General features: G+C 71.3%; 16 protein-coding genes and 1 pseudogene. 3 read left to right on the top strand and 14 right to left on the bottom strand.

Going from position 1 to position 19,192, the window contains the following annotated elements:
* Nucleotides 1–2: 2 nt before the first annotated feature.
* From ACZ6J5_RS06460 to ACZ6J5_RS06415, 10 genes are all read right to left on the bottom strand, one after another.
* Nucleotides 3–1,784 carry an IucA/IucC family protein gene (locus ACZ6J5_RS06460; RefSeq protein WP_469388247.1) on the bottom strand — a complete coding sequence of 594 codons (1,782 nt, stop codon included), beginning with the start codon at nt 1,782–1,784 and terminating at the stop codon, nt 3–5.
* The gene (locus ACZ6J5_RS06455) at nt 1,781–2,320 is read right to left on the bottom strand and encodes a GNAT family N-acetyltransferase (RefSeq protein WP_469388246.1); all 540 of its coding nucleotides are present in this window, start codon (nt 2,318–2,320) and stop codon (nt 1,781–1,783) included. The genes ACZ6J5_RS06460 and ACZ6J5_RS06455 overlap by 4 nt, the downstream gene beginning before the upstream one ends.
* Nucleotides 2,317–3,594, bottom strand: a complete 1,278-nt coding sequence (locus ACZ6J5_RS06450; RefSeq protein ID WP_469388245.1) for a lysine N(6)-hydroxylase/L-ornithine N(5)-oxygenase family protein — start codon at nt 3,592–3,594, stop codon at nt 2,317–2,319. Before ACZ6J5_RS06450 ends, ACZ6J5_RS06455 begins: the two co-directional genes overlap by 4 nt.
* Entirely contained in the window at nt 3,581–5,041 is a 1,461-nt protein-coding gene (locus ACZ6J5_RS06445) for a pyridoxal phosphate-dependent decarboxylase family protein (protein ID WP_469388244.1), read from the bottom strand. The genes ACZ6J5_RS06450 and ACZ6J5_RS06445 overlap by 14 nt, the downstream gene beginning before the upstream one ends.
* Before the next feature lie 224 nt (nt 5,042–5,265).
* Nucleotides 5,266–6,144 carry a siderophore-interacting protein gene (locus tag ACZ6J5_RS06440; RefSeq protein ID WP_469388243.1) on the bottom strand — a complete coding sequence of 293 codons (879 nt, stop codon included), beginning with the start codon at nt 6,142–6,144 and terminating at the stop codon, nt 5,266–5,268.
* Between the two features lie 3 nt (nt 6,145–6,147).
* Complete coding sequence (locus ACZ6J5_RS06435; protein WP_469388242.1) at nt 6,148–7,200, bottom strand: ABC transporter substrate-binding protein; 1,053 nt, start codon at nt 7,198–7,200, stop codon at nt 6,148–6,150.
* 162 nt (nt 7,201–7,362) lie between these two features.
* Nucleotides 7,363–8,523, bottom strand: a complete 1,161-nt coding sequence (locus ACZ6J5_RS06430) for an acyl-CoA dehydrogenase family protein (protein ID WP_469388239.1) — start codon at nt 8,521–8,523, stop codon at nt 7,363–7,365.
* Between the two features lie 2 nt (nt 8,524–8,525).
* On the bottom strand, nt 8,526–9,461 hold the full coding sequence (locus ACZ6J5_RS06425; protein ID WP_469388236.1) for a hydroxymethylglutaryl-CoA lyase: 936 nt from the start codon (nt 9,459–9,461) through the stop codon (nt 8,526–8,528).
* Complete coding sequence (locus tag ACZ6J5_RS06420; RefSeq protein WP_469388234.1) at nt 9,458–11,410, bottom strand: acetyl/propionyl/methylcrotonyl-CoA carboxylase subunit alpha; 1,953 nt, start codon at nt 11,408–11,410, stop codon at nt 9,458–9,460. The genes ACZ6J5_RS06425 and ACZ6J5_RS06420 overlap by 4 nt, the downstream gene beginning before the upstream one ends.
* Nucleotides 11,411–11,426: 16 nt before the next feature.
* Complete coding sequence (locus ACZ6J5_RS06415; RefSeq protein WP_469388232.1) at nt 11,427–13,034, bottom strand: carboxyl transferase domain-containing protein; 1,608 nt, start codon at nt 13,032–13,034, stop codon at nt 11,427–11,429.
* A gap of 106 nt (nt 13,035–13,140) precedes the next feature.
* Here ACZ6J5_RS06415 and ACZ6J5_RS06410 point away from each other — a divergent pair, with 106 nt between their 5' ends.
* From ACZ6J5_RS06410 to ACZ6J5_RS06400, 3 genes and pseudogenes are all read left to right on the top strand, one after another.
* Entirely contained in the window at nt 13,141–13,737 is a 597-nt protein-coding gene (locus tag ACZ6J5_RS06410; protein ID WP_469388230.1) for an SACE_7040 family transcriptional regulator, read from the top strand.
* 71 nt (nt 13,738–13,808) lie between these two features.
* The gene (locus ACZ6J5_RS06405) at nt 13,809–14,588 is read left to right on the top strand and encodes a phosphatase (protein ID WP_469388227.1); all 780 of its coding nucleotides are present in this window, start codon (nt 13,809–13,811) and stop codon (nt 14,586–14,588) included.
* Between the two features lie 37 nt (nt 14,589–14,625).
* Nucleotides 14,626–15,470 (top strand): annotated as a pseudogene (locus tag ACZ6J5_RS06400) (IS5 family transposase).
* Nucleotides 15,471–15,472: 2 nt separating this feature from the next.
* Here the strand turns inward: ACZ6J5_RS06400 and ACZ6J5_RS06395 are convergent.
* From ACZ6J5_RS06395 to ACZ6J5_RS06380, 4 genes are all read right to left on the bottom strand, one after another.
* Nucleotides 15,473–16,090: a hypothetical protein gene (locus tag ACZ6J5_RS06395; protein ID WP_469388225.1), complete on the bottom strand. Its 618-nt coding sequence runs from the start codon at nt 16,088–16,090 to the stop codon at nt 15,473–15,475.
* Between the two features lie 73 nt (nt 16,091–16,163).
* Complete coding sequence (locus ACZ6J5_RS06390; protein WP_469388223.1) at nt 16,164–17,120, bottom strand: cation diffusion facilitator family transporter; 957 nt, start codon at nt 17,118–17,120, stop codon at nt 16,164–16,166.
* Between the two features lie 20 nt (nt 17,121–17,140).
* Nucleotides 17,141–18,013: an acyl-CoA thioesterase gene (locus ACZ6J5_RS06385; protein WP_469388221.1), complete on the bottom strand. Its 873-nt coding sequence runs from the start codon at nt 18,011–18,013 to the stop codon at nt 17,141–17,143.
* A gap of 4 nt (nt 18,014–18,017) precedes the next feature.
* Nucleotides 18,018–19,175 carry an acyl-CoA dehydrogenase family protein gene (locus ACZ6J5_RS06380; protein ID WP_469388219.1) on the bottom strand — a complete coding sequence of 386 codons (1,158 nt, stop codon included), beginning with the start codon at nt 19,173–19,175 and terminating at the stop codon, nt 18,018–18,020.
* Nucleotides 19,176–19,192 lie beyond the last annotated feature (17 nt).

Genomic DNA, 19,192 nt, shown 5'->3' with positions numbered 1-19,192 from the left:
GCTCAGGCGAACCGGGCGATCGGGTTCACCAGGTCGCCGACGAGCTGGAGCGCCGCCGACGGGTCCGCCAGGTCCACCATCTGGCGGTTGTTGCGGAGCTGGAGGCGGTTGAGGGCCGACAGCGCGAAGGTCTCCGCGAAGACGTCGTACTGGGCGAAGCGGTCCGCCAGCGCCGGGTTGGCCGCCTGGTAGCGCTTCACGCAGTCGGCGACCGCACGCCAGAACTCGTCCTCCGGCACCGTCCCCTCGGCCGCCAGCGTGGCGCCCAGGAAACGGAAGAAGCAGTCGAAGACGTCCGTGAAGACCGAGAGCAGCTTCATGTCCTCGGGGACCTCGGCGCGCACCCGCTCCACCGCCGGCGGCAGCACCGCGTCCGGGTCCATCACGCAGATCTCCTCGGCGATGTCCTTGAACACCGCGCGGACCACCGCGCCCTTCTCGTCCAGGACCAGGATCACGTTCTCGCCGTGCGGCATGTAGACCAGGTCGTAGGCGTAGAAGCAGTGCAGCACCGGCAGCAGGTACGCGTCGAGGTAGCCGCGCAGCCACTCCGCCGGGGCCAGGCCCGACTCCTTGACCAGGGCGCCCGCGAACGAGGCCCCCGCGTGGTCGACGTGGAGGAGGGAGGCCATCGTGGCCAGCCGCTCGCCCTCGCCCAGCGAGGCCACCGGCGACTCGCGCCACAGCGCCGCCAGCATCTTGCGGTAGGGCGAGTAGCGGTCGGTGGCCGCCTCGTACTCCAGGTGCCGGTAGCCCACCGCCGCGCGCTCGCGGATGATCGAGAAGCGGGCCGCCTTCAGGACGGAGTCCGACTCGATCAGGCCCGCCAGCCAGTCGTTGATGGCCGGGGTGGCCTCCATGTACGCCGCCGAGAGGCCGCGCATGAAGCCCATGTTGAGGACCGACAGCGCCGTCTTCACATAGTGCTTCGCCGGGTCGGCGGTGTTGAAGAAGGTACGGATGGACTGCTGCGCCAGGTAGGCGTCGTCGCCCTCGCCCAGGTACACCAGCCGCTGCTGGGCGACCTCGGCGGCGAAGGTGACGGACAGCTTGTTCCACCACTGCCACGGGTGCACCGGCATCAGCAGGTAGTCCGCGAAGTCGAGGCCGCGGGCCGCCAGGACGGCCGCGAAGCCGTCCACGGCCGCGTCGCCGAGCTCGGCGCGCACGAAGGTCTCGTAGTCGATCCCCGCGCCCGCCGTGAAGGTGGTGCGGTCGCGGTGCGCGGCCAGCCACACCAGGTGGATCGGGGACGCCGCCTCCGGGGCGTACGCCCGGTACTCGTCCACGCCGAAGCCGAGCCGCCCGTTGTTGGCGACGAAGCAGGGGTGGCCCTCGGTCATCCCGGTCTCGATCGCCTGGAAGTCGGCACGGGCCAGCTCCGCCGCCGTCACCCGCGGCTTGGTCGCCTTGTACGCCGTGCCGGCCAGCGTGGAGGAGATCTCCTCCAGGTACACCGGCAGGATCTCGTCGCTCAGGCCGAGGGCGCCGCGCAGCCCCGTGACGAAGCGCAGGGCGTCGAGGGGGAGCTGCTCGTTGCCGGAGTGGCAGCTGATCGAGTCCGGGTAGATCTGCCAGTGGTCCAGCGCGAAGCGGTCGGCGGTGAAGCGGTACTCGGTGCGCCCGTCGTCGCTGAGCACCCGGTAGCGGCCCTCGCCGAGCTCCTGCGGGTCGAGCAGCCGCTCGTGGGCGAACTCGGCGAGGCCCTTGCGGATCAGCGCCCGGTTGGCGTCGGCCCAGCGCTCGGGGGTGAGGTGGGCGACGGGGTCGGCGAAGGTGCTCATGCTGTGGCTCCCGTGGCGGCCGTGGCGGCCTCGAACTGGGCGCGGGTGCAGAAGCTCAGCAGCGCGGCCTTCTCGGGCTTCTGTATCTCCCGCTCCGGAACGAATCCGACGGCGGCGTTGAGCGCGTGCACGGCGGTGTTGCGGACGTCGGGCTCGACGACCACGCGGGCGGTCGCCGGGTCGGCGAACAGCTCGCGCATCACGGCGGTGATCACCAGCCGGGTGAAGCCGTGCACGGGGGTGTCGGTGGGCGCGACGAGGAAGTGCATCCCGACGTCGCCGGGCTGCGCCTCGTAGAGGCCGACGAGCTCGGCCTCCGCCGGGTCGTAGCGCTCCATGAGGAAGGCGGGCTCACCGTCCACGAGCCCGATGAAGGCGTCGTGGTGCGGGTGGGCGGCGATCTCCATGTAGGCGCGCTCCACGTCCTGGAGCTTCGCGTCCTGCATCATCCAGAAGGCGGCCTTGGGGTGGGTGACCCACGGGTGGATCAGCTCCGCGTCCTTGAGCGGATCGAGCGGGCGTATCGACACGGTCATACCGAAAACTCCTGGAAAGCGATGGTCTTCTCGACGGGGTAGTACTCGGAACCCAGCATCTCCCCGATGATGTACGCGTTGCGGTACGCGCCCATGCCCAGGTCGGGCGAGGTGACCGAGTGGGCGTGCACGGCGGCGTTCTGGAGGAAGACGCCGTGGCCCGTCGTGTCGATCGAGTAGTTGCGGGCCACGTCGAAGCGGCCCTGGGTGTCCCAGCGGAAGCGGCCGGCGACCGGCTCCAGGAAGGCGGGGACGGCGTACTTGTAGCCGGTCGCGAGGATCAGGCCCTCGGTCTCGACGGTGAAGTCCTTCTCCTGCTCCTCCTGGCGGAAGCCGAGCGTGTAGCTCCCGGTGGCCTCGTCGTAGGCGGCCGTGCGCAGCGCTGAGTTGGTGAGCAGGCGGGTGGGGACCGGGCCGTTCAGGTTCTTCTGGTAGAGCAGGTCGAAGATCGCGTCGACCAGCTCGCCGTCGATGCCCTTGAACAGGCCCTTCTGCGCGGTCTCCAGGCGGGAGCGGGTGGCCTCGGGGAGGGCGTGGAAGTAGTCCACGTACTCGGGGGAGGTCATCTCCAGGGTGAGCTTGGTGTACTCCAGCGGGAAGAAGCGCGGGGAGCGGGTCACCCAGTTGAGCCGGTAGCCGTGGACGTCGATCTCGGAGAGGAGGTCGTAGTAGATCTCGGCGGCGCTCTGGCCGCTGCCCACCAGGGTGATCGACTTCTTCTTCTGGAGCGCCTCCTTGTTCGGGAGGTAGCGCGAGTTGTGGAGGAAGTCGCCGCCCAGGTCCGCGCAGGACTCGGGGATGTGCGGCGGGGTGCCGGTGCCGAGCACGAGGCGGCGGGAGCGGAACGTTTCGCCGGACTCGGTGGCCACCACGTACTCCTCGGCGGCCTCGTCGAAGGTGACGGCCGAGACGGTGGTGGAGAAGCGCACGTTGGAGAGTTTCGCGGCGGCCCAGCGGCAGTAGTCGTTGTACTCCGTCCGCAGCGGATAGAAGTTCTCGCGGATGTAGAAGGAGTAGAGCCGGCCCTTCTCCTTCAGGTAGTTCAGGAAGGAGTACGGGGAGGTCGGGTCGGCCATCGTGACCAGGTCCGACATGAACGGGGTCTGGAGGTGGGCGCCTTCGAGGAACATCCCCGAGTGCCACTCGAAGTCCGGCTTGGACTCCAGGAACACCCCGTTCAGCTGGTCGATGGGCTCCGTCAGGCAGGCCAGGCCGAGGTTGAACGGACCGAGACCGATGCCGATGAAGTCATAGGTCGTCTCAGGCGTGGACAAGGTTCTCTCCCAGGTACTGCTCGGCGTGGCCGGCTATCAGATCGAGGACGGCGGCGATGTCGGCCACGGTCGTCTCGGGGTTGAGCAGGGTGAACTTCAGGTACTGGCGGCCGTCGACCTTGGTGCCCGCGACCACGGCCTCGCCGGAGGCGAACAGGGCCTTGCGGGCGTGGAGGTTGGCGCGGTCGATCTCCTCGGGCGAGGTGACGGCCTCGGGGATGTAGCGGTAGACCAGGGTGGAGAGCTGCGGCTCGACGACCACGTCGTAGCGCGGGTCGGCGGCGAGCAGCTCGAAGCCGGCCCGGGCCAGGTCGCAGACCTCGTCGAAGAGCTCGCCGACGCCGTCGGCGCCCATGACGCGCAGGGTCATCCACAGCTTGAGCGCGTCGAAGCGGCGGGTGGTCTGGAGGGACTTGTCGACCTGGTTGGGGATCAGCTCGGTGACGGCGCGGCGGGGGTTCAGGTAGTCGGCGTGGTAGGTCGCGTGGCGCAGGGTGGCGCCGTCGCGGACCAGCAGGGCCGAGGAACTGACCGGCTGGAAGAAGGACTTGTGGAAGTCGACGGTGACCGAGTCGGCCCGCTCGATGCCGGCCAGCAGCTCGCGGCGGGTGCGCGAGGCGAGCAGCCCGCAGCCGTAGGCGGCGTCGACGTGCATCCAGGCGCCGTACTCGGCGGCGAGGGCGGCGACCTCGGGCAGCGGGTCGATGGAGCCGAAGTCGGTGGTGCCGGCGGTGGCGACGATCGCCATCGGGACCAGGCCCTCGGCGCGGCAGGCCTCCAGCTCGGCGGCGAGGACGACGGACTGCATCCGCTTCTCGCGGTCGACCGGGATGGAGATGACGGCGTCGGCGCCGAGGCCGAGCAGGGTGGCCGACTTCTGGACGCTGAAGTGGCTGCACTCGGAGGAGAAGATCCGCAGTTTCGCCAGGTCGGCGGGGCCGGAGAAGCCGGCCGGGGCCTTGGCCTCCTCGCGGGCCAGCAGCAGCGCCTGGAGGTTGGACTGGGTGCCGCCGCTGGTGAAGACGCCGTCGGCGGCGGCGCCGAGGCCGATCCGGCCGGTGGTCCAGTCGATCAGCTTGCGCTCGATCAGGGTGCCGCCGGCGCTCTGGTCCCAGGTGTCCAGGGAGGAGTTGACGGCGGAGAGGACGGCCTCGCCGAGGACGGCGGGGATGACCACCGGGCAGTTGAGGTGCCCGAGGTAGCGCGGGTGGTGGAAGTAGACCGCGTCGCGGAGGTAGACGTCCTCCAGCTCGTCGAGGACGGCGGAGGCGTCGCCGAGCGGGCGGTCCAGGTCCACCGCGTCGACCACGGGGGCGAGTTCGGCGGGCGTGATGCCGCTGAACGGGCCGCGCGTCGTGGCGAGTTTCCGCGCCACCCGCTCCACTCCTTCGGTGACGGAGCGTCGGTATGACTCCGCCGTCGTGTCGTTGAGCAGGTGGGAACGCATGTGGGGGCCCTTCCGGGTTTGGGGGACACGGTCGGTCAAGGCGAAAGTAAGGTTAGCCTAACCTAATCCCGGTACACAACAACGGCCCCCCAACCCGCGAGGGTTGAGGGGCCGTCGGCCCTGTGGGGGGGATCTAGAGACGCCCAGAGACGCCGGGAGACGCCGAGGGGTGCCGGGGCGCCGGGGTGCCGAGGGGTACGGAGACTCCGGGTCCGGCGCCGCCGCTAGGCCGCCGCCGGGGTGCCGTCCCGCTCCGCGTCCTGGACCGCCTCGTCCGGCACCTCGCGCAGGGCGTCCTCCGAGAGGCCCTTGCGCCAGTAGCCGACGAAGGTCACCCGCCGCTTGTCGAGCCCGCGCTCCCGCACGAAGTGCCGGCGCAGCGCCTTCACCGCGCCGGACTCGCCCGCGATCCACACGTACGGGGCCTCGCCCGGGAGTTCGGCGGCCGTCACGGCCTCGACGGCGGACGGCGCGCCCTCCTCCCGTACCAGCCAGGTGATCGTCGCGTCGGCCTCGGTCGCCAGCTCCATGCGGTCGCCGGAGTAGGGGACTTCGAGGTAGACGTGGGCGCGGGTCTCGGCCGGCAGCCACTCCAGGATTCCGGAGACGGCGGGCAGGGCCGTCTCGTCGCCCCAGATCAGCACCGCGTCCGCGTCCTCGGGGAGCCGGAAGCGCACCCCGGTGTTGTCGGCGACCGCGGGGCCGAGCACGACCACCCGGTCGCCGGGCTTCGCGTGCTGGGCCCAGCGGCAGGCGGGCCCGCCGTCCTCGTGCACGGCGAAGTCGATGTCCATCTCGGGCACGGGGGAGTGGCGCTGCTCGCGGACGGTGTACGAGCGCATCACGGCCCGCTCGTCGTGCGGCATGGCCCGCCAGGCGCCGAGGATCGCGTACATGTCCGGCTCGTCCAGCGGCGGCAGGACCGGGGCGTCCTGTCCCGGGTGCGGCAGGAAGAGCGAGAGCGACTGGTCGCGGCCCCCGGCGGCGAAGCCCTTCAGGTCCTCACCGGTGAAGGTGACGCGGACCAGGGTGGGGCCGAGCCGCCGGGTCCGGTCGACCTGGAGGCTGAAGAACTGGAACGGGGCGGTCTCGGCGTGCGTCATGGGTCAGGACACCTTCTTGGCGTTCTCGAGGGCCTTGGCCAGGTCCTCCAGGAGCGGGGCGCACTTGGCGTACGAGTAGATGGGCTCGGTCACGCGCGGGATGACCTGGCCGGCCTTGACGGCGGGCAGCGCGGCCCAGGTGGGCTTCGACTTCAGGGCCTCGGGCTGGAGGGCCGAGGTGCGGTTGTCGAGCATGATGACGTCGGCCTTGTACTTGTCGACGTTCTCCCAGCTCAGGCCCTCGAACCAGCCGCCCTGGTCCAGGGCGGTGGGCGTCACGATGTTGACGCCGAGGCTCTGGAAGAAGAGCGTGTCGGTCGGGCGGACCGGGGTGGAGACGTAGAAGAGGTCCGGGGAGGCGGAGCCGATCAGGACCTTGACGTCCTTCTTGCCGGCGGCGGCCTTGCGGACGCGCTCGGCGGCGGCCTCGAAGCGGGCCTTGTCCTTCTTGATCTGCTCGGTGTTCACGTCGGCGCCGAGCGCGGCGGCGAGGTCGGCGTGCCGCTGGAGCACCTCGGGCATGGTCTTGTCGGCGGCCCACAGGGCGACGCTCGGCGCGATCTTGGCGATCTTGTCCTTCTGCTCCGCCGGGACGTACCAGAGGTCGTTCTTCTCCCACATGTCGGTGACGAGCAGGTCGGGCTGGAGCTTGAGGTACTCCTCCGTCTTGAACTCGCCCCAGACGTTGCCGATGACCTTGACCTTGTTGATGTCGAGGTCGCCGGCCTGCACGTCGGCGGTGACCGCGCCGGTCTTCGGGTCCTTGACGGTGGTCGGGCCGAAGACGCCCTTGACGTCGACGCCGAAGTCCTTGAGGGCGGCGGCGGTGCCGGTGAAGGCCACGATGTTCTTCGGGGTGCTCTTCGTCTCGACGACGGTGCCCCGGTCGTCGGTGAACTTCCACGGGCCGGCCTTCTCGGAAGCCTTGGCGGGCGCGTCGCCGCCCTTCGCGTCGCCGCCACCGCAGGCGGTGAGCGTGGCGACGAGCCCGAGGGCGCCGCCGGCGGCGATCAGGCCGCGGCGGGTGAGGAGGGAGGCTCGGGCGGTGCTGGGCATGGCGGAGTCGCTTTCGGTACGAGCCGGGGTCGGCCGGGGGTAGACGAAGGTAGGTTAGCCTAACCTCATCAGTACCGACAGGGGTGGGGTCGGAAGCGGCCCGGAGCGGCGGGAAGCCCGCCGCCCCCGAGGGGGCGACGGGCTCCGCCGTGCGCGTACGGGTCAGGCCGACAGGCCCAACTCCCGGGCGATCAGCATCCGCTGGACCTCGCTCGTGCCCTCGCCGATCTCCAGGATCTTCGAGTCCCGCCACATCCGGGCCACCGGGTACTCGTTCATGAAGCCGTAGCCGCCGTGGATCTGGGTCGCCTCGCGGGCGTTGTCCACCGCGACCGTCGAGGAGTACAGCTTCGCCAGCGCCGCCTCCTTCTTGAAGGACTCGCCCAGGACCAGGCGCGAGGCGGCGTCCCGCCAGCCGACGCGGGCCATGTGGGCCCGCATCTCCATGTCGGCGATCTTGAACTGGATCGCCTGGTTGTCGCCGATCGGGCGGCCGAAGGCGTGACGTTCCTTCGCGTACTTCACCGACTCGTCCACACAGCCCTGCGCGAGACCCGTCGCCAGCGCCGAGATCGCGACCCGGCCCTCGTCCAGGATCCGCAGGAACTGCGCGTAGCCCCGGCCCTCCTCGCCGAGCAGGTTCGCCGCCGGGACGCGCACGTCCTGGAAGGACAGCTCGCGGGTGTCCGAGGCGTTCCAGCCGACCTTCGAGTACGGCGCCGCGACCGTGAAGCCCGGCGTGCCCGAGGGCACGATGATCGACGAGATCAGCGGGCGCCCGTCCGGCTTCCGGCCGGTCACCGCCGTCACCGTCACCAGACCCGTGATGTCCGTACCGGAGTTGGTGATGAAGCACTTCGAGCCGTTGATCACCCAGTCGTCGCCGTCCCGGACGGCCGTCGTGCGGGTGCCGCCCGCGTCCGAGCCGGCGCCCGGCTCGGTCAGCCCGAAGGCGCCCAGCACCTCGCCCGAGCACAGCTTCGGCAGCCACTGGCGCTTCTGCTCCTCGGTGCCGAAGCGGAAGACCGGCATCGCGCCCAGCGAGACACCCGCCTCCAGGGTGATCGCCACCGAGGAGTCCACCCGGGCCAGCTCCTCCAGCGCGATGCCCAGCGCCAGGTAGTCGCCGCCCATCCCGCCGTACTCCTCGGGGAACGGCAGCCCGAACAGGCCCATGCGGCCCATCTCGCGGACGATCTCGTACGGGAACTCATGGCGCTCGTAGAAGTCGCCGATCTTCGGGGCGACGACGTCGTGGGCGAACTCCTCGACGGTGCGGCGGAGTTGCTCGTGCTCTTCGGAGAGCCGGTGGTCGAGGGACATGCTCAGGACTCCTTGTGGGAGAGCGCGCGGACGGTACGGGACGGGCTCGGCCGCCCCAGCTGTTCGGCCATCCACCCGCTGGTGGCGGTGAGGGCGGCCAGGTCGACCCCGGTCTCGATGCCGAGGCCGTCGAGCATCCACACGAGGTCCTCGGTGGCCAGATTGCCGGTCGCGCTCTTCGCGTACGGGCAGCCGCCGAGGCCGCCCGCGGAGGCGTCGACCGTGGTCACGCCGTGCCGGAGCGCGGCGAGCGTGTTGGACAGGGCCTGCCCGTAGGTGTCGTGGAAGTGCACGGCGAGCCGGGAGGTGGGCACCCCCGCCTCGTTCAGCGCCGACAGCAGCGCCTGGACGTGCCCCGGGGTGGCGACGCCGATCGTGTCGCCCAGGCTCAGCTCGTCGCAGCCCATCTCGGCGAGCGCCTTCGTCACCCGCACCACCTGCTCGACGGGGACGGCGCCCTCCCAGGGGTCGCCGAAGCACATCGACAGATAGCCGCGGATCGTCAGGCCCTGCTCTATCGCCCGGATCACCACCGGCTCGAACATGGCGAGGGCCTCGTCCACGGTCCGGTTCAGGTTGGCCTTCGCGAAGGACTCGGTCGCCGAGGCGAACACCGCCACGTGCCGGGCGCCCAGCGCGAGCGCCCGGTCGAGACCCCGCTCGTTCGGCACCAGCACCGGCAGCCGCACCGGGAGCCCCGAGACCTGGGGGAACAGCTCCTCCGCGTCCGCCAGTTGGGGCACCCACCTGGGGTGCACGAAGCTCGTCGCCTCCACCGTCGAGAGGCCCGCCGCCGCCAGCCGGCGCACGAACTCGGCCTTCACCGCCGTCGGGACGACCGTCTTCTCGTTCTGCAGCCCGTCCCGGGGCCCCACCTCGTGGATCCGCACCCGGGCCGGCAGCGCCGGATCGGACACCCGCATCGGCAGACCGCTCATGCCCCCTCCTCCGCCTTCTCCTCGGGCCTCGCGGGCTCCTCGCGTGGGGCGACGACCGCCAGGACCTGGTCCATCGCGACCGTCGTGCCCGGCGTGACGTCGAGCTCGGTGACCGTGCCGGCGTGCGGGGCGGAGATGACGTGCTCCATCTTCATCGCCTCCACCACCAGCAGGCTCTGCCCGGCCTCCACCTCGTCGCCGACCGCCACCTTCACCACGGTCACGGTGCCGGGCATCGGCGCGGCCAGCGTGTCGGCGCCGCCGTGCCGGGCCCCGGACAGGGCCTCGGCCACCGGATCGTGGTCCAGCACCTGCCAGGAGTCGCCGTCCCGGCCGAGCCAGCCGCCCGCCCGGTGGAAGCGGTGGCTCACCCCGTCCACCACGACGGTCACCGAGCCCTCCGCGACCGTCGAGAGCGCGGGCGCCTCCACCGTCACCGGCTCCTGCCCCGGCACCCGCAGCGGGAACGCCGTCGGCGCGGGCGTCCCGCCCAGCCGCCAGCCGCTCGGCACCGAGAACGGATCGGTCCAGCCGTCCCGCGCCACCGGCGCCAGACCCGCCAGGCGCACCGCGGCGGCCGCCGCGTACACCTCCTCCGGCACGCCCTCCGGGACCAGGGACTTGGCGTCCCGCTCCACCAGGCCCGTGTCCAGCTCGCCCGACACCACGTCCGGGTGGGCCAGCAGCCGGCGCAGGAAGCCCGCGTTGGTCGGCACGCCCAGCGTCACCGTCTCCGCCAGCGCCGCCCGCAGCCGGCGCAGCGCCGTCGCCCGGTCCGGTGCGTGCACGATCACCTTCGACAGCATCGGGTCGTACAGCGAGGACACCTCCGTGCCCTCGCTCAGCCCCGAGTCCGTCCGCGCCCCGCCGCCCCTCGGCTCGCGCAGCGCCAGCACCGTGCCGCCCGAGGGCAGGAAGCCGCGCGCCGGGTCCTCCGCGCAGATCCGCGCCTCCACCGCCCAGCCGTCCAGCCGCACGTCCTCCTGCGCGAAGCCCAGCGGCTCGCCCGCCGCCACCCGCAGCTGCCACTCCACCAGGTCCAGGCCGGTGATCAGCTCCGTCACCGGATGCTCCACCTGGAGCCGGGTGTTCATCTCCATGAAGCAGTACGCCGAGGGGTCGCCGCCCGGCACGATGAACTCGACCGTGCCCGCGCCCACATAGCCGCAGGACCGCGCCGCCTCCACCGCCGCCGCGCCCATCGCCGCCCGCAGCTCCGGCGTCAGCAGGACGCTCGGCGCCTCCTCGATGACCTTCTGGTGCCGCCGCTGCAGTGAGCACTCCCGCTCGCCCAGGTGCACCACGGTGCCGTGGGCGTCCGCCAGGACCTGGATCTCGATGTGCCGAGGCCGGTCGATCCAGCGCTCCACCAGCAGCGTGTCGTCGCCGAACGAGGACCGCGCCTCGCGCCGCGCCGCCGCGATCTCCTCCTCCAGCACCGACAGGTCCCGCACCAGCCGCATCCCCTTGCCGCCGCCGCCCGCGCTGGGCTTCAGCAGCACCGGCGCGCCCAGCTCCCGGGCCGCGTCCGCGAGCTCGGGGTCGGCGGCGCCCGGCACGACGGGCACGCCCGCCGCCTTCACCGTCTCCTTCGCCCGGATCTTGTCGCCCATCAGGGCGATCGCCTCGGCGGACGGCCCGATGAAGACCAGGCCCGCCTCCGCGCACGCCCGCGCGAAGCCGGCGTTCTCCGCGAGGAACCCGTATCCGGGGTGCACGGCCTGCGCGCCCGTGCGCCGGGCCGCGTCGAGCAGGGCCGGCACGCTCAGATACGACTCGGCGGCCGGCGGCGGGCCGATCCGCACCGCCGTGTCCGCCTCCCGTACGTGCGGGGCGGCGGCGTCCGCGTCGCTGTAGACGGCGACCGAGCGGACCCCCATCTCCCGCAGCGTGCGGATGACCCGGACGGCGATCTCGCCGCGGTTGGCGACGAGCACTGTGTCGAACATGGACGTCCTCACACCCTCACATCCGGAAGACGCCGAACTGGGGGTCTCCCAGGGGCGCGTTGGCACAGGCGGTCAGGGCGAGGCCGAGGACCTGCCGGGTCTCCATCGGGTCGATGACCCCGTCGTCCCAGAGCCGGGCGCTCGCGTAGTAGGCGCTGCCCTGGGTCTCGTACTGCTCGCGGATCGGGGCCTTGAAGGCCGCCTCCTCCTCGGCGCTCCAGGCGTCGCCCAGCTGGTCGCGCTTGACCGTGGCGAGGACCGAGGCGGCCTGCTCGCCGCCCATCACCGAGATCTTGGCGTTCGGCCACATCCACAGGAAGCGCGGCGAGTACGCCCGGCCGCACATCGAGTAGTTGCCCGCGCCGAACGAACCGCCCACCACGACCGTCAGCTTCGGCACCCGGGTGCTCGCCACGGCCGTCACCATCTTGGCGCCGTGCTTGGCGATGCCGCCGTGCTCGTACGCCTTGCCGACCATGAAGCCGGTGATGTTCTGCAGGAAGACCAGCGGGATGCCGCGCTGGTCGCACAGCTCGATGAAGTGCGCGCCCTTCTGGGCCGACTCCGCGAACAGGATGCCGTTGTTGGCGACGATGCCGACCGGGTGCCCGTGGATCCGGGCGAAGCCGGTGACCAGGGTCTGCCCGTACTCCGCCTTGAACTCCTGGAAGCGGGAGGCGTCCACGACCCGGGCGATCACCTCGCGCACGTCGTACGGGGTCCGCGAGTCGACCGGCACCGCCCCGTACAGCCCCGCCGGGTCCACCTTCGGCTCCTCGGCCGGCTCCACCGCCCAGGGCAGCGGGCCGCGCTCGGGGAGGGTCGCCACGATGTTCCGCACGATCCGCAGGGCGTGCGCGTCGTCCTCCGCGAGGTGGTCGGTGACGCCGGAGATCCGGGAGTGCGTCTCGCCGCCGCCGAGCTCCTCCGCCGTCACGACCTCGCCGGTCGCCGCCTTCACCAGCGGCGGGCCGCCGAGGAAGATCGTGCCCTGGTTCCGGACGATCACGGCCTCGTCGCTCATCGCCGGGACGTACGCCCCGCCGGCGGTGCAGGAGCCCATGACCGCCGCGATCTGCGGGATGCCCGCGCCGGACATCCGGGCCTGGTTGTAGAAGATCCGGCCGAAGTGCTCCCGGTCCGGGAAGACCTCGTCCTGCATCGGCAGGAAGGCGCCGCCGGAGTCGACCAGGTAGAGGCAGGGGAGGCGGTTCTCCAGCGCCACCTCCTGGGCCCGCAGGTGCTTCTTCACCGTCATCGGGTAATACGTGCCGCCCTTGACGGTCGCGTCGTTCGCCACGATCACGCACTCGCGCCCGCTCACCCGGCCGATGCCCGCGATGACGCCGGCGGCCGGGGCCTGCTCGCCGTACATCCCGTTCGCCGCGAGCGGTGCCAGCTCCAGGAAGGGCGAGCCCGGGTCGAGCAGGGTGTCCACCCGGTCCCGGGGCAGCAGCTTGCCGCGCGCGGTGTGCCGGGCCCTGGCCTTCTCGCCGCCGCCCAGCGCGGCGGCGGCCAGCTTGGCGCGGAGCGTGGCGGCCAGCTCGTGGTGGGCCGCCTCGTTGGCCTGCCAGGCAGGCGAGGCGGGGTCCGCCGCACTCGTCAGCACAGGTGCCTGCTGCATCCGTCGAGCTCCCTTGCTCGGTCCACTCGGTCCGCTTGGTTAATGAGCGTTAACGCGTAGGGCTTCAGGTTAACGAGCGCTAACGGGGTTGTCTAGAATCGAATCCATGACCACGACGCCGACCCCGACCGGACGGACCGACGCCCCGACGCGGCGCCAGCAGATCCTCAAGGAGGCCGCCCGCCTCTTCGCCGAGCGCGGCTTCCACGGCGTGGGAGTGGACGAGATAGGAGCCGCCGTCGGCATCAGCGGCCCCGGGCTCTACCGCCACTTCCCCGGCAAGGACGCGATGCTCGCCGAGCTGCTCGTCGGCATCAGCGAGCGCCTCCTCGACGGCGGCCGGCTGCGGGTCGCCGAATCCGCCGGCGACCCCCGCGCCGTCCTCGGCTCCCTCATCGACGGGCACATCGACTTCGCGCTCGACGACCGGCCGCTGATCACTCTCCACGACCGCGAGCTCGACCGGCTCAAGGACGAGGACCGCAAGCGGGTCCGGCAGCTCCAGCGGCAGTACGTCGAGCTCTGGGTCGCCGTCGTCCGCGACCTGTACCCCGCCGCCCCCGAACCCGAGGCCCGCGCCGCCGTCCACGCCGTCTTCGGCCTCCTCAACTCGACCCCGCACCTCGGCGCGCCGCTGGGCCGCTCCGACACGGAACGCCTCCTGCGCGCGCTGGCGCACGGGGCCTTCGGCTCGCTCGCCTGAGCCGCCGCCCCTGCCGACGACGGCGGGGAGGGGTCCGGGCGCGCCCGGACCCGTCACGGCACAATGGCCCCATGCCGATACTCAGCCGCCCCGCCCTCGTCGAGCACCTCGTCCGGACCCGCATCGCGGGCGACGTCGCCACCCCCCGCGACAACAACCTGGCGCACTACCGCAGGCTCGCCAACGGCGACCGGCACTACTGGTTCGGCCTGGAGTTCGGCGACCGCTGGACCGACGAGCAGGACGTGCTCGCCGTGATGGCCGAGCGCTGCGGCGTCGTCGACGACCCGGCGCACCGCGCCGGACAGGACACCATCGACCCCGAGCTGACCGTCGGCGCCCTGGACCGCATGGCCGCCCGGCTCGCCAAGGCCGCCGCGGGCAAGGAGCGGGTGCTGTTCGCGACCGGCCATCCCGGCGCCCTGATCGACGCCCACAGCCGGGTCGCCGCCGCGCTGCGCGCCCGGGGCTGCGACATCGTGCGGATCCCCGGCGGGCTGACCGCCGACGAGGGGTACGTGGTGCAGTTCGCCGACGTCGCCGTCTTCGAGCGGGGCGCCAGCCTGTGGCACACGCACTCCCCGGAGCCCATGAACGCGGTCCTGGACGCGCTGGCCGCGTCCGGCGAGGCCGCGCCGGACCTCGTGGTCGCCGACCACGGCTGGGCCGGCCGGGCGGCGCAGCGCGGGATCGAGTCCGTGGGGTACGCGGACTGCAACGACCCGGCGCTGTTCCTGGCGGAGGCGGAGGGGACGATGCAGGTCACGGTACCGCTGGACGACCACGTGGTGGACCCGAGGTTCTACGAGCCGATGACGGCGTACCTGCTGGACGCCGCGGGCCTCGGCTAGGGCATTTCCTTCGGATCATCCGATCGTTGGTTGATGTGTGTCGTTGACTGACGCCCAGTGGGCGAGAATCGAGCCGTTGCTGCCGGACCGAACACCGAGACGCGGAGGGCGATGGCGTGATCATCGGCAGGTCATCGACGCGATCGCGTTCAAGTACCGCACCGGCACGCCATGGATGGACCTGCCCAAGCGCTTCGGCTCATGGAAAGGCGCCCACAACCGGCTGCGGAGGTGGGCCGCCGACGGGACCTGGGAGAAGGTCTTCACCGCGCTGCTCGCCAGGGCCGACGCGGAAGGCGACCTCGACTGGATCGTCTCGGTCGACTCCACGATCGTCCGAGCTCATCAGCACGCCGCCGGGGCCCGTCAAAAGGGGGCCCGGCCGGCGAGCCGGACCATCATGCCCTCGGACGCTCCCGCGGCGGCTTAACCACCAAGATCCATCTCGTCGCGGACAGCCGCTGTCGCCCGCTCGCTTTCACCGTCACGCCCGGCCAGGCCGGTGACGCACCAGCGTTTGAGCAGGTGATGGCCCGCTTGCGAGTGCCTCGTGCTCTCGGTCGACCCCGTACAACCCCGCGCGTGCTCTTGGCGGACAAGGCGTACTCGCCTCGCGCAATTCGTGGCTACCTGCGACGACGTGGCATCAGAGCCGTGATTCCTCAGCCTGCGGACCAGGTCGCGAATCGCATACGCCGCGGCAAGACTGGAGGTCGGCCTCCCGCGTTTGATCGCGACGCCTACAAGCAGCGCAACACCGTAGAGCGATGCATCAATCGCCTCAAGCAGTGGCGCGGGCTCGCCACCCGATACGACAAGACCGCCACAATTTATCTCGCCGCGCTCCACATCGCCGGGACCTTCATCTGGGCGGCGAGGTGACGTCAGTCGTCGAACCAGACGACCAGCCTGACGTCGTCGTCGCCGTGCAGTTCGGCGAGGGTGCGCATGACGGTCCAGACAGGGCCCCACTCATGGTCTGGCACTACGTCGCGGCGCCTGAGGCGCTCAACACGGAACATCTGGTCTTCATCGATCCATTGGGAGCCCTCCGGGAAGTGCTCCCTGGGCCGGACCGCGATATGAGCCGGCTGCCCGCAGAGGTCGACGAATCGCTGAGGAGCGGAGTAGTGCCGCTGGAGGAACTGCCAGTCGCCTTGCGGATCACGGTAATACTCGCGGATGTAGGCATCCGGCTCGGCGGACTCCTCATCCCAGTCGACCCGCTTGAGCTCTGCCCAGCTGACCCAGCTCGCGCTTCGCCCGGCCGTCGTCTCATGGCCGTCGCGGACACGGTTCGATACGTCGGCAGGCAGTCCACGGACAGGAGCCACCGGCACGAACTGCTCGTTGTCGCAGACGCCGAACAGACAGCCAAAAGCGTCGTAGTTCCGCGGCACCTTCAGGTGGTCCAGGTCGATGGTGGCGTGCCAGAACGAGTCTGCCTCATGGTCTCGATAGTCACGGTGGCACTCGATGAAGCCCCAGATGTCCTTACCCATGCCGCGATGATGCCGGGCTAGCCTCGGCCAGACCAGGCATTACTCTCCCCGGACTTGATCCAGAAGACACCCCCTAGCCGGCACCCGTCGCGGGGCGGGGGTCCGGCTGTCCGGCGCGGCCCGGGGTCGGGTCCAGGTAGACGCGGCGGATCGCCGGGAAACGGGCGCGGAGGCGGGCCTCCGCCGTCTCGCAGGCGCGTTCCACGTCGGCGGCCGTGGACATGTCCCGGAAGTCGACCTTCGCCGCGATCATCACCTCGTCCGGGCCCTGGATCAGCGTCGTCAGGTCCAGGACGCCGACCACGTGGTCCACGGCCAGCAGTTCCTCGCGGACGCTCTGCCGCATGGGGCGGGGGAGCGGGCGGCCGATGAGGAGTTCGGCGTTGGAGCGGCCCAGCACCCAGGCCACGTAGACGAGGAGCAGGCCGATGAGGAGGGACGCCACCCCGTCCCAGACGCTGGAGCCGGTGATCTCGACGCCCAGCAGGCCGCCCGCCGCGAGCATCAGTCCGGCGAGGGCGGCCGAGTCCTCCATCACGACGGCCTTGACGGTGGTGTCGGGGGTCAGCCGGAGGTAGCGGGAGAAGGGCGCCTTCATACGGGTCGCCTCGGCCTGGACCTGCCTGACGGCGGTGCGCAGGCTGAAGCCCTCCAGGAGGAAGGCGACGCCCAGGACGATGTAGGAGATCAGGGGGTCGCCCACCTCCTCGCCCTCGACGAGGGTGTGGATGCCGTCGTAGAGGGAGAAGACGGCGCCGCCGACGAAGGTGGCGACCGCCGCGAGCATCGCCCAGACGTAGCGCTCGTTGGCGTAGCCGAGCGGATGGTCCTCGTCGGCGGGCTTCTCGCTGCGCTTGAGGGCGGTCAGGAGCATGAACTCGGTGACGGTGTCGGCGAGGGAGTGCGCCGCCTCCGACAGCATCGCGCTGGAGCCGCTGATCACACCCGCGACGGCCTTGGCGGCGGCGATGCCGAGGTTGGCCATCGCCGCCACGATCACTGTGAAGGTGCTCTCGCCGTTCTCCGCCATGAACCGGACGGTATGTCCGGTCATGCGCGCGGGACGCGAACGACACCCTCCTGGATGACCGAGATGGCCAGCCGGCCGTCCTGGGTGAAGATGCGGGCCTGGCCGAGGCCCCGGCCGCCGGAGGCGGTGGGCGACTCCTGGTCGTAGAGGAGCCATTCGTCGGCCCGGAAGGGGCGGTGGAACCACATGGCGTGGTCCAGGGACGCCCCGACGACGTCGCCGACGGCCCAGCCGCCCCGGCCGTGGGCCAGCAGGACCGAGTCCAGGAGCGTCATGTCGGAGACGTAGGTCGCCAGCGCGATGTGGAGGAGGGGGTCGTCGGCGAGTTTGCCGTTGGTGCGGAACCAGACCTGGGAGCGGGGCGCGCGGGGCCGGCCGACCGTGCCCCACGGGGGGACCTCGGCGTAGCGGAGGTCCACGGCGGCGCGGGCCTCGACCAGACGGCTCGCGACCTCGGCGGGGAGGTGGCGGGGCAGCATCTCGGCCGCGGCCGGCAGCGACTCCGGGTCCGGGGCGGTCGGCATGTCCGCCTGGTGGTCCAGGCCCTCCTCGTACGTCTGGAAGGACGCCGAGAGGTGGAAGACCGGCTGGCCGTGCTGGACGGCGACCACCCGGCGGGTGGTGAAGGAGCGGCCGTCGCGGATGCGGTCGACCGTGTAGACGATCGGCGCGCCCGGGTCCCCGGCGCGCAGGAAGTACGCGTGCAGGGAGTGGGCGAGGCGGTCCTCGGGGACCGTGCGGCCGGCCGCCACCAGCGCCTGGGCGGCCACCTGGCCGCCGAAGACGCGGGGGACGATCGACCGGCGGGACCCGCCCCGGAAGATGTCCCGCTCGATCCGCTCCAGGTCGAGCAGACCGAGCAGGTCATCCAGTGCCGTGTGCGGTTCGGGCACCTATTTACAGGCCCATCGACTTCGCGATGATCGACTTCATGATCTCGCTGGTGCCGCCGTAGATGCGGTTGACGCGGTTGTCGGCGTAGAGGCGGGCGATCGGGTACTCGTTCATGTAGCCGTAGCCGCCGTGCAGCTGGAGGCAGCGGTCGATGACGCGGTGCGCGACCTCGGTGCAGAAGAGCTTGGCGCTGGCGGCCTCGGCGGGGGTCAGCTCGCCCGCGTCCAGGGCCTCCAGGGCGCGGTCGGCGACGGCCTCGGCGGCGTCGACCTCGGCCTGGCAGGCGGCCAGCTCGAACTTGGTGTTCTGGAAGGAGGCGACGGTCTTGCCGAAGACCGTGCGGTCCGTGACGTACTGCTGGGCGAACCGGATCGCGGCCTTGGCCTGGGCGTAGGCGCCGAAGGCGATGCCCCAGCGCTCGGAGGCCAGGTTGTGGCCGAGGTAGGAGAACCCCTTGCCCTCCTCGCCCATGAGGTCCTCGACGGGGACCTTCACGTCGACGAAGGCGAGCTCGGCGGTGTCCGAGGTGCGCAGGCCGAGCTTGTCCAGCTTGCGGCCGATCGAGTAGCCCTCGGACGTGGTGTCCACGGCGAAGAGGGAGATGCCGAAGCGGCGGTCCTCGGCCGAGGGGGCGGAGGTGCGGGCGCAGACGATCACGCGGTCGGCGTGGACGCCGCCGGTGATGAAGGTCTTGGCGCCGTTGAGGACGTAGTGGGTGCCGTCCTCGGAGAGCTTGGCGGTGGTCTTCATGCCCGCGACGTCGGAGCCGGTGCCCGGCTCGGTCATGGCGAGCGCCCACATCTCCTCGCCGGTGACGAACTTCGGCAGGTAGCGCTTCTTCTGCTCGTCGGTGGCGAGCATCTTGATGTACGGCAGGGCCAGCAGCACGTGCACGCCGGAGCCGCCGAACTGGACGCCCGCGCGGGAGGTCTCCTCGTAGAGGACGGCCTCGAACTTGTGGGTGTCCAGGCCGGCGCCGCCGAACTCCTCCGGCACGTTGATGCCGAAGATGCCGAGCTCGCCGAGCTTGCCGTAGAAGTCGCGGGGCGCCTGGCCGGCCGCGAACCACTCGTCGTAGACCGGGACGACCTCGGCCTCGATGAAGGCGCGGATGGTCTCCCGGAACGCCTCGTGGTCCTCGTTGAATACGGTACGGCGCACGGTGCGTCTCCTCCGGG

The sequence above is a fragment of the Streptomyces sp. NPDC042100 genome, from assembly GCF_055582325.1.
The sequence above is the reverse complement of the archived record's forward strand: the minus strand, read 5'-3'. Positions and strand labels throughout refer to the sequence as shown.

Coding starts and splice junctions, on each gene's coding strand:
- ACZ6J5_RS06460 (WP_469388247.1), bottom strand. CDS start 1,784: ATGAGCACCTTCGCCGACCCCGTCGCCCACCTCACCCCCGAGCGCTGG.
- ACZ6J5_RS06435 (WP_469388242.1), bottom strand. CDS start 7,200: ATGCCCAGCACCGCCCGAGCCTCCCTCCTCACCCGCCGCGGCCTGATC.
- ACZ6J5_RS06440 (WP_469388243.1), bottom strand. CDS start 6,144: ATGACGCACGCCGAGACCGCCCCGTTCCAGTTCTTCAGCCTCCAGGTC.
- ACZ6J5_RS06415 (WP_469388232.1), bottom strand. CDS start 13,034: ATGCAGCAGGCACCTGTGCTGACGAGTGCGGCGGACCCCGCCTCGCCT.
- ACZ6J5_RS06390 (WP_469388223.1), bottom strand. CDS start 17,120: ATGGCGGAGAACGGCGAGAGCACCTTCACAGTGATCGTGGCGGCGATG.
- ACZ6J5_RS06430 (WP_469388239.1), bottom strand. CDS start 8,523: ATGTCCCTCGACCACCGGCTCTCCGAAGAGCACGAGCAACTCCGCCGC.
- ACZ6J5_RS06455 (WP_469388246.1), bottom strand. CDS start 2,320: ATGACCGTGTCGATACGCCCGCTCGATCCGCTCAAGGACGCGGAGCTG.
- ACZ6J5_RS06405 (WP_469388227.1), top strand. CDS start 13,809: ATGCCGATACTCAGCCGCCCCGCCCTCGTCGAGCACCTCGTCCGGACC.
- ACZ6J5_RS06395 (WP_469388225.1), bottom strand. CDS start 16,090: ATGGGTAAGGACATCTGGGGCTTCATCGAGTGCCACCGTGACTATCGA.
- ACZ6J5_RS06445 (WP_469388244.1), bottom strand. CDS start 5,041: ATGCGTTCCCACCTGCTCAACGACACGACGGCGGAGTCATACCGACGC.
- ACZ6J5_RS06410 (WP_469388230.1), top strand. CDS start 13,141: ATGACCACGACGCCGACCCCGACCGGACGGACCGACGCCCCGACGCGG.
- ACZ6J5_RS06420 (WP_469388234.1), bottom strand. CDS start 11,410: ATGTTCGACACAGTGCTCGTCGCCAACCGCGGCGAGATCGCCGTCCGG.
- ACZ6J5_RS06425 (WP_469388236.1), bottom strand. CDS start 9,461: ATGAGCGGTCTGCCGATGCGGGTGTCCGATCCGGCGCTGCCGGCCCGG.